The sequence below is a fragment of the Nocardioides houyundeii genome (genome assembly GCF_002865585.1).
Taxonomy (GTDB): Bacteria; Actinomycetota; Actinomycetes; order Propionibacteriales; family Nocardioidaceae; genus Nocardioides; species Nocardioides houyundeii.
Map to the genome: position 1 here is coordinate 37,051 of NZ_CP025581.1, position 12,906 is coordinate 49,956.

At 71.4% G+C, this 12,906-nt stretch carries 17 protein-coding genes; 7 read left to right on the plus strand and 10 right to left on the minus strand.

Features of this window, described 5'->3' with window-relative positions; translation table 11 throughout:
* The first annotated feature begins 148 nt into the window (after positions 1-148).
* Together C0R66_RS00190 and C0R66_RS00195 are read left to right on the plus strand one after the other, a co-directional pair.
* Complete coding sequence (locus tag C0R66_RS00190; RefSeq protein WP_101522975.1) at positions 149-559, plus strand: nuclear transport factor 2 family protein; 411 nt, start codon at positions 149-151, stop codon at positions 557-559.
* The gene (locus C0R66_RS00195; RefSeq protein ID WP_101522976.1) at positions 556-1,047 is read left to right on the plus strand and encodes a glutathione peroxidase; all 492 of its coding nucleotides are present in this window, start codon (positions 556-558) and stop codon (positions 1,045-1,047) included. The genes C0R66_RS00190 and C0R66_RS00195 overlap by 4 nt, the downstream gene beginning before the upstream one ends.
* Before the next feature lie 24 nt (positions 1,048-1,071).
* Here C0R66_RS00195 and C0R66_RS00200 read toward each other — a convergent pair whose 3' ends face one another.
* The 3 genes from C0R66_RS00200 to C0R66_RS00210 are packed head-to-tail and all read right to left on the minus strand — an operon-like array spanning position 1,072 to position 2,994.
* Positions 1,072-1,842, minus strand: coding sequence for a YqjF family protein (locus tag C0R66_RS00200; RefSeq protein WP_241901519.1), 771 nt, complete (start codon positions 1,840-1,842; stop codon positions 1,072-1,074).
* A gap of 9 nt (positions 1,843-1,851) precedes the next feature.
* Entirely contained in the window at positions 1,852-2,538 is a 687-nt protein-coding gene (locus C0R66_RS00205; protein WP_101522977.1) for a sulfotransferase family protein, read from the minus strand.
* Between the two features lie 36 nt (positions 2,539-2,574).
* Positions 2,575-2,994 carry a BLUF domain-containing protein gene (locus C0R66_RS00210; RefSeq protein WP_101522978.1) on the minus strand — a complete coding sequence of 140 codons (420 nt, stop codon included), beginning with the start codon at positions 2,992-2,994 and terminating at the stop codon, positions 2,575-2,577.
* Between the two features lie 147 nt (positions 2,995-3,141).
* Between C0R66_RS00210 and C0R66_RS00215 the strand changes: the two genes are divergently transcribed.
* Positions 3,142-3,423, plus strand: a complete 282-nt coding sequence (locus tag C0R66_RS00215; protein WP_101522979.1) for a hypothetical protein — start codon at positions 3,142-3,144, stop codon at positions 3,421-3,423.
* Here C0R66_RS00215 and C0R66_RS18475 read toward each other — a convergent pair.
* The 3 genes from C0R66_RS18475 to C0R66_RS18845 are packed head-to-tail and all read right to left on the minus strand — an operon-like array spanning position 3,383 to position 6,334.
* On the minus strand, positions 3,383-3,529 hold the full coding sequence (locus C0R66_RS18475) for a hypothetical protein (RefSeq protein WP_158647798.1): 147 nt from the start codon (positions 3,527-3,529) through the stop codon (positions 3,383-3,385). The two genes, C0R66_RS00215 and C0R66_RS18475, sit on opposite strands and share 41 nt — an antisense overlap.
* On the minus strand, positions 3,526-5,202 hold the full coding sequence (locus tag C0R66_RS00220; protein WP_101522980.1) for a bifunctional 3'-5' exonuclease/DNA polymerase: 1,677 nt from the start codon (positions 5,200-5,202) through the stop codon (positions 3,526-3,528). The genes C0R66_RS18475 and C0R66_RS00220 overlap by 4 nt, the downstream gene beginning before the upstream one ends.
* A 49-nt stretch (positions 5,203-5,251) precedes the next feature.
* Complete coding sequence (locus C0R66_RS18845; protein WP_199286745.1) at positions 5,252-6,334, minus strand: GNAT family N-acetyltransferase; 1,083 nt, start codon at positions 6,332-6,334, stop codon at positions 5,252-5,254.
* Between the two features lie 113 nt (positions 6,335-6,447).
* Here C0R66_RS18845 and C0R66_RS00230 point away from each other — a divergent pair, with 113 nt between their 5' ends.
* Genes C0R66_RS00230 through C0R66_RS00240 form a run of 3 tightly spaced genes read left to right on the plus strand, consistent with a single transcriptional unit; the run spans position 6,448 to position 9,046 of the window.
* Entirely contained in the window at positions 6,448-6,807 is a 360-nt protein-coding gene (locus C0R66_RS00230; RefSeq protein ID WP_199286746.1) for a YciI family protein, read from the plus strand.
* A 32-nt stretch (positions 6,808-6,839) separates the two neighbouring features.
* The gene (locus tag C0R66_RS00235) at positions 6,840-8,180 is read left to right on the plus strand and encodes an RNA polymerase sigma factor (protein ID WP_101522982.1); all 1,341 of its coding nucleotides are present in this window, start codon (positions 6,840-6,842) and stop codon (positions 8,178-8,180) included.
* Positions 8,177-9,046, plus strand: coding sequence for an alpha/beta fold hydrolase (locus C0R66_RS00240; protein WP_241901520.1), 870 nt, complete (start codon positions 8,177-8,179; stop codon positions 9,044-9,046). Before C0R66_RS00235 ends, C0R66_RS00240 begins: the two co-directional genes overlap by 4 nt.
* Position 9,047: 1 nt before the next feature.
* Here C0R66_RS00240 and C0R66_RS00245 read toward each other — a convergent pair whose 3' ends face one another.
* The 4 genes from C0R66_RS00245 to C0R66_RS00260 all read right to left on the minus strand — a co-directional run bounded on the left by C0R66_RS00245 (position 9,048) and on the right by C0R66_RS00260 (position 12,186).
* Positions 9,048-9,389 carry a DUF2200 domain-containing protein gene (locus C0R66_RS00245; RefSeq protein WP_101522983.1) on the minus strand — a complete coding sequence of 114 codons (342 nt, stop codon included), beginning with the start codon at positions 9,387-9,389 and terminating at the stop codon, positions 9,048-9,050.
* A gap of 40 nt (positions 9,390-9,429) precedes the next feature.
* The gene (locus tag C0R66_RS00250; RefSeq protein ID WP_199286747.1) at positions 9,430-10,395 is read right to left on the minus strand and encodes a zinc-binding dehydrogenase; all 966 of its coding nucleotides are present in this window, start codon (positions 10,393-10,395) and stop codon (positions 9,430-9,432) included.
* A 110-nt stretch (positions 10,396-10,505) separates the two neighbouring features.
* Positions 10,506-11,195 carry an NADPH-dependent F420 reductase gene (locus tag C0R66_RS00255; protein WP_101522984.1) on the minus strand — a complete coding sequence of 230 codons (690 nt, stop codon included), beginning with the start codon at positions 11,193-11,195 and terminating at the stop codon, positions 10,506-10,508.
* Between the two features lie 67 nt (positions 11,196-11,262).
* A complete protein-coding gene (locus C0R66_RS00260; protein ID WP_101522985.1) occupies positions 11,263-12,186 on the minus strand; it encodes a cation diffusion facilitator family transporter in 924 nt (307 codons plus the stop codon).
* A 122-nt stretch (positions 12,187-12,308) separates the two neighbouring features.
* On the opposite strand from C0R66_RS00260, the gene C0R66_RS00265 reads away from it, so the two are divergent.
* On the plus strand, positions 12,309-12,905 hold the full coding sequence (locus C0R66_RS00265) for a malonic semialdehyde reductase (RefSeq protein WP_101522986.1): 597 nt from the start codon (positions 12,309-12,311) through the stop codon (positions 12,903-12,905).
* Position 12,906 lies beyond the last annotated feature (1 nt).

Consider the following 12,906-nt stretch of genomic DNA (forward strand, 5'->3'; position numbering starts at 1 on the left):
TCGGGCCGGTGGTCTTCGCCGCACGCCGACTCCGCGAACGTCATCGCGAACGTCATCGCGAACCACGAGCACGTGAGCCTGAGCCCGCTAGGTTGTCGCTCATGCGAGCGAACCCGGTGCGGTGCCAGTCAGTGTGCGGAGCAGGTCGATGAAGGCGTTCAAGACGGCCGTCGAGGCCCGCGACATTGAGGCGATGACGGCTCTGCTGGCCGAGGACGTGGTCTTCCGCAGCCCGGTGGCCCACAAGCCCTACCCGGGCAAGGCGATCACCGCCTCGATCCTGACGGAGGTGATCGAGGTCTTCACCGACTTCCGCTACGTCACCGAGATCGGCGAGGAGGGCGGGCGCGACCACGCCCTGGTCTTCGAGGCGAACGTCGGCGACCGGGCGCTGACCGGCTGCGACTTCATCCACCTCGATGATGGCGGCCTGATCGACGACTTCATGGTGATGGTCCGGCCGCTGTCCGGCGCCCAGGCACTGGCCGCCGAGATGGGCGCGCGGTTCGACCGGATCGTTGCCCGGGTCACCAGCGCTACTGAAGACTCGGCGTCATGACCTCCATCTTCGAGTTCGAGGCGCCTGCGATCACCGGCGACCCCACCCCCTTGGCGACGTACGACGGGGACGTGCTGCTGGTGGTCAACACCGCCTCGCAGTGCGGCTTCACCCCGCAGTACGAAGGACTGCAGGAGCTGGAGACCAAGTACGCCGACTCCGGCTTCCACGTGCTGGGCTTCCCGTGCGACCAGTTCGGCGGTCAGGAGCCCGGGCAGGAGGAGGAGATCGCCGCCTTCTGCACCGGCAGCTTCGGCGTCACCTTCCCGATGTTCGCCAAGGTCGAGGTCAACGGCAAGGCTGCCCACCCGCTCTTCGAGTGGCTGCGCCGCGAGAAGGGCGGGGTGCTCAGCAACCGGATCAAGTGGAACTTCACCAAGTTCCTGGTCGGCCGCGACGGTCAGGTGATCAAGCGCTACGCGCCGACGGTGAAGCCGGCGGACATCGCCGCCGACATCGAGACCGCGCTGGCGGCGCCGCGAGCCTGAGGCTGCCGGGCGGGCGAGTGAGGCCTACCGCTGCCGAGGCCGGGCCGCGTCCGTGGGGAAGCCGAACTCGGTGTGCACGCCGGGGCTGAACGCCACGTGGTCCGGCGGGCGGGTGGCCAGCTCTGGCAGTCCCACCGACGCCAGCAGGTCGTCGTCCAGGGTGAGCACCTCGGCGTCGTGCACCGGCCACGGCTCGTGACGGTTGGGGATGTAGAGGGTTCGGCCCCAGCGGCGCACGTGCAGTCCCCAGCGCGCGCTCAGGAAGAGGTCCAGCTCCGTGCTCTCGCGCCTGGCCCCGGCCCGGACCAGGATGCGGCTCTCGGTGCGGGCGCCCGGTCGCCGCAGGCGCGCGTCGTAGGTGTGCACGTCCCCGCTCGCCTGGTAGCGCATCCGCGCCAGGCGGTACGGCAGGCCGAACGCCGTGCGGGCGCCGGCGACGACCGCCGCCCGGTCGGCGTCCAGGCTGAGGAACACGATGCCGCGGCGCCCGGTCTCGTCGACGGAGTAGAGCCGCACGTTGGTCTCCAGGAAGAAGCCGAACCACGGGACCGCCGGGCCACTGGAGAGGCCGGATCCGACGGTCCGGAACGGGATCAGCCCGACGTAGGTGACCCCGTCGAGGGTGTCGGGACGTACGCCGGGCGGCATCCGGTGGGCGACCTCCTGCGGGTCGACCGCCCAGTGCAGGAAGGTGAGGTCCAGCCAGCTCTGGTTGAGCATCACCGGGCCGGCTAGGTCGGGGGCGTCAGAGGTGACCGGCTCCGGGGCGAAGGGCTGCGTGGCGGCGTGTCTCACGCCGCCAGCCTAGATCGACCGGGGGAGGGTCGGCCGGGTCGAAGGTCCCTGCTCGCGGCGGGCCGTTGCGGCCCGTCGGCGCGCTTCGGCACGCAGCAGGTAGTCGGCGGTGCTGTTCTCGTGCGGGAACGGCTCGTCCGGCAACGGTACGTCGAGCGCCCGGCAGAGCGGCTCCCACCCCTCGCCCGGCTGCCACTCGACGAGCCGCTCGGGTGCGATCTCCGCGCGCACCCGCGCCAGGTGCCGCTCGTAGTCCGCCATCATCTCGGCGGGATCGTCCAGGTCGGTGAGGACACCGGTGAAGATGGAGCCGAACAGCGCCACCAAGGGATCGGTCTTCTCCCCGCCGGCCAAGGTGTCGCGGGTACGGGCCAGGACGGTGGGCTCCATGCTCCGGAGCCAGACCTGGGGGCTCTCCCGGCGCGAGAGCAGCACCGGCGCCTGGGGATAGGCCGCGGCCAGGTCGCGCCAGCAGGTCGAGAACGGAGTGTCGACACCGGCGGCGTACCCGGCCAGGAACTCCTCCCACGCCGGTGGCTCCCCGCGGATCGCCGCCACCCAGGTGGGCGCGTGCTCGGGGTGCGCCAGGGCCTCGCTCATGTGGTAGACCGGCGCGTCGAGCAGGAGTCCGAGCGCCCGGCGCAGCGAGGTCGTCCCGGTTCGGGGCAGCCCGGCACCGATCAGTCGCAGGGTCACGTCTCCGCCTCCTCGCTCGGGCAGCCGCGGGCGAGCTCAGCCCATGGTACGGCGGAACACCCGGTGGAAGATCCCCGCACGGCCGAGCTCCACGCGGCTCTCGGGGCTGATGGTCCGGCCCGCGAGGTAGTCGTTGAACCCGGGCAGCTCGGCGGCCTGCTCGGGGCTGATCGACTTGAAGCCCATGGACCAGTCGGGGAAGATGCGCTCGGTGATCTCGTCCCGCAGCGCGACGTCCAGGTTGCGGTGACGCCGGTCCCGCTGGATTCGCCCGTAGGTCTCCTCCACCGCGTCCTCGGGACCCTCCAGGGTCTGGATGAAGTGCCCGCCGGCGTACAGCAGCACGCCGGTCAGGTCGGCCGCGTGGTTGTTCTCGCGCGTGGCGGAGAGCAGCTCGGTCAGCTCGGTCTCGTCGTAGGGGGACGTGGCGGTGCTGATGTAGGTAAGCGAGATCATCTGGACCCTTGCGAAGTGGCTGGATGGCTTGCGGCGCCCGGGGGCATCACCGGGAAGTATGCGTCGTCGAAGCCTGCGAGGGAGTGAAATTGGCGCGGTAGCGCCGTCATAGTCACCCGGATCAGCGCCGCGGGGCAGGATGACCTGATGACCGTGTACCTCGCCTGGACCTCCGAGACCCCGGAGGATCTGGACGGTCCCTGGCAGGAGGCGAGGCAGATCGCTCCGGGACTCCTCGCCCTGGAGAGCACCGAGACGCTGTCGGTGGTCTACCACGCGCTGAAGTGGGCGCTGTCCGACGAAGGCTCGCTCATCGTGGTCCCGGTCGACCGCGCGCCCAAGTCGCGGGGCATGGCTCCGGGCACCACCAGCTGGCTGCGTGAGCGGACTACTCCTGGCCGTCGGGACGACCCTCGTCGGGAGCGTTGAGCGAAGGCTCCGCGTCCTGGTCGCCTCCCTCGGCACCGGACTGCTCCTCGATGGTGGGAGTCTTCTCCTCGGGCTGGTCGCCGGACTCGTTCTCGTGTGTGGTCATGAGTCGCCCGTACCCGCCTGCTGCTCATCCAATCTCGGGCCGCCGGGCTTCCCCGCGTCGGCGTAGGAGCGCACGATCGAGACGTTGAGCGGGAAGTCGATGGGCAGAGACCGGAACAGCAGCCCGGATGCCGTCGCGGCCGCCGCGGTGGCGTGCTCGGCGACCGCCTCGGCGAGCGCGGCCGGTGCGTGCACGACCACCTCGTCGTGCAGGAAGAAGACCAGGTGCGGCCGCGCGTCCAGCGGCCCGGTCCCACCCAGCCGCCACAGCCGGTTGCGCAGGTCGGCGATCCAGCACAGCGCCCACTCCGCGCCGGTCCCCTGGACCACGAAGTTGCGGGTGAACCGGCCGTAGGCCCGCCGGAATCGGGCCTGGCTGTCGGGATCGATCGGCGGGTCGTCAGGGTCGCGGTCCCACACCTCACCCAGCCGGGGCGACCCCCGGCCGAGCAGGGTGCGCACCCCCAGGCCCCGCTCACCGGCTCGCGCCGCCTCCTCGACCAGGCCGAACGCGCCCGGATAGCGCCTGGTGAGACCGGTCACCATCCGGCCGCTCTCGCCACTGGTCGCGCCGTACATCGCCCCCAGCAGACCCAGCTTGGCCTCCTGCCGGGTCGCGACCGCGCCGTCCTCGACCATCCCCTGGTATAGGTCGGTGCCACGGGCGGACCGGGCGAGCGCCCGGTCGCCGCTCATCCCGGCCAGCACCCGCGGCTCGAGCTGGGCGACGTCGGCGACCACGAAGACCCAGCCCTCGTCGGCGACCGCAGCCGGACGCACCTGCACGGGGAACGACAGCGCGCCGCCGCCGTTGGAGGACCACCGTCCGGTCGAGGAGCCCGCCGGCTGGTACGACGGCCGGAACCTGCCGCCGCTGACCCACTGGTCGATCCACGCCCAGCCGTTGGTCGAGAAGAGGTGCGCCAGCCGCTTGTAGCGCAGCAGCGGCTCGATGCCCGGATGGTCCAGGCGACGCAGCGAGTGGGCGCGGGTGTCGGTGACCTCCAGGCCACAGCGGCGCAGCGCGGCCAGCAGCTCGGGCCGCGAGTCGGGGTTGAGGCCCGGGGCCCCGAAGGAGCGGCGTACCTCGGCGACCAGCTCCTCCAGCAGCTGCGGTCGGGCCCCGCGCGGAGGTCGCGGACCGAGCAGGTCGGTGAGCAGCCGCTCGTGCACGTCGACCCGCCACGGCACGCCGGCGTGCGTCATCTCGGCCGCGACCAGCGCCCCGGAGGACTCCGCCGCGAGCAGCAGGCCGAGCCGCCCAGCCTCCGGCGACGCCGCGACGGTGGTCAGCTGCCGGGCGTCCTCGAGGTCGGCGCGCAGGTGCTCGGCGGTGTCGTCGATGGAGAAAAGCGCCGGGTCCGACGGCGTGCTCGGCCCCAGGACCTCCCAGTGCGCCGACTGCTCACCGGCCAGCAGCGAGGCGTCCGCCGCCGGGGCTCGCCGCAGCAGGTGGTGGCCCAGCCGCAGGTCGTGGCAGCGCTCGATCCGCACCCCGGCGGCCAGCAGGGGCGGGTACCAGCGGGCGGTGTCGTCCCACACCCAGCGAGGGGCCTCGGCCTCCCGCCCCGCGACGTACGCCGGGAGCTCGGCCGCGGCGATCTCGTGGGCCGCGTCGCCCTCGACGACCAGCACCCGCTCGCCCGGCAGGCGGGAGAGCGAGATCCGTGGCACCGGGACAGTGTGACCCTCCCGGGCCGCGCTCGGACCATCAGGAGTCCGGTCAGCGCGCCCTCGAGCGTCCCCCGGCGAGGATCCCGCTGATCACCTCGGTCTTGGCGTCCGCGTAGGCGTTCGTGTCCGGCCAGTCCCGAGCCGCCAGCGCGCGCTTCGTCCGCTCGTACAGGGCCCGGTCGGCCTCGTCGCTGCGCAGCCGCTCGCGCAGCACGAGGTAGTCCTCGATGCCGCCGTGGCCGACCTCCAGGACGTGCACGTGGACGTCCCGGGTGGGGGGCCGCACCAGCCGGTGTCCCGGCTCCCGGGTCCGCAGCTGGTAGCCGGCGGCGAGCAGCTGGTCGAGGTAGTCCTCCTCGGCGGTGATGTCGGGCACCACCAGCAGGATGTCGATGATCGGCTTGGCGGCCAGCCCCGGCACGGAGGTGGAGCCGATGTGCTCGACCTGCACAGCGGCGGCACCGACGGCTTCTCGGATCCGGGCCTCGTGCTCGCCGAAGGTCACCGGCCAGGTGTCGTCGTACGGCGCCACGACGATCTCGCGCTTCTCCACCCCGCCGACCAGCTCGACATCGGTGACGTCGGGACGCCGCGGACGGAGCGTTATCCAGTAGCGCCGCTTGCCCTCCAGCACGTCCTCCAGCACGCCGCCGTGCTTCTCGATGGTCCGCGCGGAGCCGACGTTGGGCTCGTCGCAGGTGAGGAGCACCCGGTCCAGCCCCAGCTCCCGGGCCCGGTCCAGCGCCAGGCCCAGCGCACGGGTGGCGTGCCCCCTGCGGCGGTACGACGGCCGGACGCTGTAGCCGATGTGACCCCCGGCGCGGCGCAGGAAGTCGGTGTCGATCGAGTGCCGCACGGCGACGAAGCCGATCATCTCCTCGCCGTCCATCACCCAGTAGTAGTCACTCGGCACGAGCCCGTCCGGCAGCCTGCTGGCCGGGTCGGACTCGTAGGCGACGCGTGCCAGCAGGGCCTCGAAGGAGTCCCGGTCCGGACCGAGCCCGGAGACCGCCCAGTCGCCGGACCCGTCGCGAGAGCCCTCGGCGAAGTCGCGGACGCAGGCCAGCCATGCCTCGTACAGGTCGGGGGAGGGCCGGACCAGCCTGGTCATCGGATGCGCGCTGCTCGTCACGTGAGAAAACTACTTGCTGGACCGATGTCGGATCCGGGTGCCACCGTGCGACGTACTGCAGACAAGGTGCGCGAGCACAGCACGAGGGACAGGGAGCTCAGGACATGCGCTACATGGGACTGGTTCAGATGGACCCCAGCAAGGACAACCCGCCCGAGGCCCTGGTCAAGGCGATGGGCGAGCACATCGAGGCCGCGATCGCCGCTGGCGTCTTCCTCGACGGGGGAGGCCTCGACGGCGGTGCGCAGTGCACCGAGGTGCGGCTCGCGCAGGGCCAGGTCACCACGGTGGACGGGCCCTACGCCGAGGCGAAGGAGGTGGTGGGCGGCTACTCGGTGCTGGAGTTCCGCTCCCACGAGGAGGCGGTGGAGGAGGCCCGCCGGCTGGTCGAGCTGCACCACCAGCACTGGCCCGGCTGGGAGGGCTCGGTGATCGTCCGCCGCATCTGGGACGGGCCACCGCCGCAGGCCTGACGTCGGGGCACGCAGCCCCCTAGGCTCGGACCATGGCGAGCGACGCGCCCCGCGAGGCCCAGGCGGAGGTCCAGGCCGAGGTCCAGGCCCGGGTCACGGCCGTCTGGCGGCGCGAGTCCACCCGGCTGGTCGCGGCGCTGCTGCGCCTGACCCGCGACCTCGAGCTGGCCGAGGACCTGGCCCAGGACGCGCTGGTGGCGGCCCTGGAGCAGTGGCCGGGCGACGGCATCCCGGCCAACCCCGGCGCCTGGCTGATGCAGGTGGCCAAGCGGCGGGCGATCGACACCTTCCGCCGCAACGCGACGCTGCGCGACCGGACGGCCGAGCTCGCCCGCTCCCTTCCCACCGGCGAGGAGGCTCAGGTGCCCGACCTCGATGCCACGCTCGACCACGTCGAGGACGACGTGCTGCGGCTGATCCTGCTGACCTGCCACCCGCTGCTGTCGCCGGAGAGCCGGGCCGCGCTCACGCTGCGCCTGGTCGCGGGACTCACCACGGCCGAGATCGCGCGGGCGTTCCTGGCGCGCGAGTCCGCGGTCGGGCAGCGGATCACCCGGGCCAAGAAGACGCTCGCCGAGCACCGGGTCGACCTCGAGGTGCCCGTCGGCCAGGAGCGGACCGCGCGGCTGGACGACGTGATGTCGGTGGTCTACCTGATCTTCAACGAGGGCTACACCGCCACCAGCGGCGAGGACTGGACGCGCCCGGACCTGTGCCACGAGGGGATCCGGCTGGCCCGGATGCTCGCCGTCCTCGAGCCCCGGCACCCCGACACGCACGGGCTGCAGGCGCTGCTGGAGCTGCAGGCCTCGCGGCTCCCCGCTCGCCTCGACGCCGACGGAGCGCCGGTGCTGCTGGAGGCGCAGGACCGCGTCCGGTGGGACCAGCTGCTGCTGCGTCACGGGCTGGCTGCCCTGGACCGCGCCACCGCCGTCGCCCGGGAGCGCGAGGAGTCGATCGGTCCGATCACCGCCCAGGCCCACATCGCCGCCTGCCACGCCCGGGCGCGCACCGCCGAGGAGACCGACTGGCCGCGGATCGCCCGCTGGTACGACGCCCTGTCGGCGGCCGCGCCCGGACCCGTCGTGGAGGTCAACCGGGCGGTGGCCCACGGCCGCGCCCACGGCCCGGACGCCGGCCTGGCCGTGCTGGACGCGCTCGCTCCCGGAGCGCTCGCCGGGTCGCACCTGCTGCCCAGCGTGCGGGGCGACCTGCTGGCCCGCGCCGGCCGGCACCGAGAGGCTGCCGGGGCGTTCTCCGCGGCTATCTCGCTCACCGCCAACGAGGGCGAGCGGAGCGTCCTGAGGCGTCGGCGCGCAGAAAGTCTGGCGGCCGATGTCGGAAACGCCCCCTCCCGTACGACGTCCCGATGAGCGAGCCGACCACGGCTCAGCACCAGACCAGGGAGACCGAGATGACCACGAAGACCGCCACCGCCAGCCACTTCGCCAGGTCCGCCGACGGCACCCGCATCGCCTACGAGGCGCACGGCAGGGGCCCCGCGCTGGTGCTCGTCGACGGGGCGTTGTGCCAGCGGACCCTGGGCCCCTCGCGCGACCTGACCTCCGCCCTGGAGGGTTCGTTCACGGTGCACTCCTACGACCGCCGCGGGCGCGGGGAGAGCGGTGCCGGCAAGACGGCGTACCACCCGGACCGGGAGGTGGAGGACCTCGTCGCCGTGCTCGAGGCGGCGGGTGGTCACGCCCACGTGCTCGGTACCTCCTCGGGTGCGGCGCTGGCGCTGGCGGCGGCCGCGCAGGGGGCGCCGATCGACCGGCTCGTGGCCTACGAGGCGCCCTTCGTCGTGGACGGCGAGCGCGAGCCCGTCGATGCCGACATGCCCGCCCGTACCCGGGAGCTGGTGGCCGCCGGCCGCCGCGGCGAGGCGGTCAAGCTGTTCATGCGCACGGTCGGCATGCCCGCGCCGATGGTCGCGGTGATGCCGCTCTTCCCGATGTGGAAGAAGCTGGTCACCGCCGCGCACACGCTGGCGCACGACTGGGACCTGTGCATCGAGGAGCAGCAGGGACGTCCGCTCCGCGCCGGGCTGTACGCCGGCTCGACCGTGCCGACGCTGGTGCTCGCCGGCGGCAAGTCGCCGGCGTACATGAAGAACGCGCAGCAGGCGATCGCGGACGCGGTGCCGCGCGGTCGTTACCTCGAGGTGGCGGGGCAGACCCACATGGTGAAGGGCAAAGCACTGGCCCCGGTGGTGACCGAGCACCTGCTGGCCACCTGAGTCAGGCGCGCAGGATCTTCTCCATCGCCTTGCCCTGGGCTAGCTCGTCGACCAGCTTGTCGAGGTAGCGGATGTTGCGCATCAGCGGGTCCTCCACCTCCTGGACCTTGACCCCGCAGACGCTGCCGGTGATCAGGGAGACGTGGGGGTTGACGGAGGCCTCGGCGAAGAACTGCTCGAAGGTCGTCCCCGCGGCCAGGTGGTCGGCCAGCGCGGTGGCGTCGAACCCGGTGAGCCACGCGATCACCTGGTCCAGCTCGGCCTTGGTCCGGCCCTTCTTCTCCACCTTGTTGACGTAGTGGGGATAGACGGACGCGACGCTGGCGTTGAAGATGCGACTCACCTGGTCAGGCTAGTGCCAGTTCACCTGGGTGTGAGCGGACTCAGTGGTCATAGACGGCGATCAGCCGACCGACCACTCCGCCCTCTCGAAGACGCGCCAGCCCCTCAGGAATCTCCAGCGGTGTGATCCGATTGAGCGGTGGGTTGAGCTCACCACTGCGCATCAGCTCGTAGAGCTCGCCCAGGTCCTGCTGGGTACCCGAGACCGATCCCTTGAGCGTGAGCTGCTTGAGAACGAGTGCCTGCGTGTTCACTGTCGCCTCGTAGCGTCCGAGGCCGACCTGAACCAGCGTTCCACCATCAGCCAGGGTGTCGACCGCCTGTGCCGTCGTGCTGCCGAACCCCGCGTAGTCCACGATCAGCTGCAGGTCCTTGTCGGCGAACTCGGTGATCGATTCAGCGACGCCGGCCAACCCCAGCTCGTCCGCCTGCTCGCGGGTGGACGGGTTCACCTCGGCGGCGTACACCTCGGCTCCCTTCAGTACGGCGACTCGGGCGCCGATGTAGCCGAGCCCACCCAAGCCGATCACGCCGACCCGCATGCCCTCCTGCACCCCGCCGACGCTGACCATGGCGTGGTACGACGTGAGCCCGGCGTCGGTTGCCATCGCGCCCAGCTCGAAGGAGAGCTCATCTGGCAGCCTGACGAGGTTGGCCGCGGTCGCCCGGACCTTGGGGCCGTAGCCGCCGTCCCACGCGCCGTACCCGATGGCGTCACCATCGGGCATCAACGGCGCAAGGCCGACCCGATCGCCGACTTTCCAGTCCTCCATCCCGGGTCCAACCTCGCTGATCACCCCGGCGTTCTCGTGTCCGAGGGTCATCGGGATGCGTGGGAACGACCTCATCCATTGCGGGTCGTCCAGTGCGCCGACGTCGGAGTGACAAAGGCCGGCCGCCCTGACATCGACAACGACCTCTCCGGGGCCGGCGTGCGGGGCCTCGACCTCTTCGAGCGTCAGAGGCTGCCCTGTTCCGTGGAATCGCCACGACTGTATCGGGATCACTCGTCCTCTACTGGTGTCGCACTAGGCAAATCCGGGACGATGCGACACCGGGGACCGCCCAGATTCTGCAGAGTCGGGAGTCGAGGACTCCGATGCCAAATTACCGCGCCTCACATGTCGCGGTAGCGCCGAGCTTCCTGCAGCTTCTCCTGCAGCATGTCGGCGGACACCGGGCGAGCCGACCAGGTGGGGTAGGCAGTACCCGGCACGGCGTACGGCTGCACGTAGGCCGGGGTGTCGCGCTGGAACCGCCACCCCTCCGCCAGCGGACCGACGTCCAGGGCGTCGTACCCGATCGAGTCGAGGAATCGTGCCACCGCGCCCTTCGCCGCCTCGTCGTCCCCGGCGATGGGGAGCACGGAACGTTCCGGGTGCCCGGTGGGACGGTGCAGCACAGCGAGATGGTCCACGTAGATGTTGTTGAAGGCCTTCACCACATGCGAGTCGGGCAGATGGAGCTGCAGCAGCTCGCTGGTCGTCGTCGACTCGTCATCGAGCTCAGCGACGTGGCCGTCGCGATCGGGGTAGTAGTTGATGGTGTCGATGACCACCTTGCCTCGAAGCGGCGCGACCGGGATGTCGCGGTAGGCCTTGAGGGGCACGGTGGCGACGACGAGGTCACCTGCCTCGGCGGCCTCGGTCGGCGTGCTCGCCCTGGCCCTCGGCCCGAGCTCGGACACCAGCTCGGACAGGGTGTCAGGACCGCGTCTGTTGCTGAGCACGACGTCGTGGCCTGCGCCTACCGAGAGTCGGGCCACGGTGCTGCCGATGTTTCCACTGCCGATGAGTCCGATGATCATGTCCGTCTGAACCAGTGCGACGGCCCAGAGATTCCGCGGGGGGTCGGACTCCGAGGGGTGCCCAGGCTCAGGCGTGCATGGAGCGCTCGTGCGCCGAGTGCGAGACGGCCTCGAACTGGATGGTCGAGTGCACGACGTCGAACTCGTCGGCCATGCACCGCTGGATCTCATCGAGCATTCCTGCCAGGTGGCCGTCGTGGAAGCAGGAGTCGTCGACGACGACGTGCGCGGTGAAGACCGGCAGCGCGGTGGCGACCTGGGTGGCGTGCAGGTCGTGCACCCCCTGGACATGCGGCATGGCGCACAGCCGGGAGCGAACCAGGGTCAGGTCGAGGTCCTTCGGGGTCGACTCCAGCAGCACGTGGACCGTCTCGCGCAGCAGCCGCAGCGTCCTGGGGATGATCAGCACCCCGATCACGAGCGAGGCGACGGCGTCGGCACGCAACCACCCGGTGGTGGCGATGACTCCGGCGGCCACCAGGACCGCGACCGAGCCGAGAGCGTCGTTGACCACCTCCAGGAACGCCGCCCGCATGTTGAGGTTGTCGCCCCGGCTGGTGGCCAGGATCGCCATCCCGATCAGGTTCCCGACCAGGCCGATGACACCGAAGACGAGCATCGCCCCCGAGGTGACCTCCGGCGGCGAGACGAGTCGTCGTACCCCCTCGACGAGCACGTAGAGCCCGACGGCGAGCAGCACCCCGGCCTGGGCGGCGGCACCGAGCACCTCGGCGCGGCGATAGCCCCAGGTGCGCTCCGGAGTGGCCGGGCGCCGGGTCAGGATGGCGGCCACCAGCCCCAGGGTCAGGCCGGCGACGTCGGTCAGCATGTGTGCGGCGTCGGCCAGGAGGGCGAGGCTGCCGGAGATGACGGCACCGACGACCTCGACCACGAGGACGGCGACGGTGATGGCGAGGACCGCGGCCAGCTTGCCCCGGTGGTCGATCAGCCCCGAGTGCCCGTGGTCGTGCCCGTGCGCGTGGCTACTCACCGCTGCGCCCCTGCTCGAGCTTGGTCATACGCCCGATGCTAGACCGGCCGTGACCGGCGCAAGGTGACCAGTCTCACGTCGTATCCGGGACGCCAGCGGCCTGCGAGATTGTTGAAAGACACATGACTAATGACCTCGTGCTCTCCCCTGAAGCCCAGGACCTGCTGTTCCGCGAAGCCCGGACGGCCAACGCCTTCACCGACGAGCCCGTCACCGACGAGCAGGTCGCCGCGATCTACGACCTGGTGAAGTACGGCCCCACCGCGATGAACATCCAGCCGCTCCGCGTGGTGCTGGTCCGCGAGGGCGAGGAGCGGGAGCGCCTGCTGAAGCACATGGCCGAGGGCAACCGCGAGAAGACCGCCGCGGCACCGCTGGTCGCGGTGCTCGCCGCCGACACCGACTTCCACGAGCTCCTGCACCGCACGTTCCCGATCTTCCCCGGCGCCAAGGAGGCGTTCGCCGACGACGACGCGCGCGAGCAGGCCGCCCGCTTCAACGCGACCCTGCAGATCGGCTACTTCCTGATCGGTGTCCGGGCCGCCGGCCTCGCGGCCGGACCGATGGGCGGCTTCGACGCGGCCGCGCTGGACGAGGACCTCTTCGCCGGTACGGCGCTGAAGTCGCTGCTGGTGGTCAACATCGGCCACCCGGCTGAGAACGCCTGGTTCGACCGGCTGCCCCGCCTCGAGCACGACGAGGTCGTGCGCGAGGCCTGAG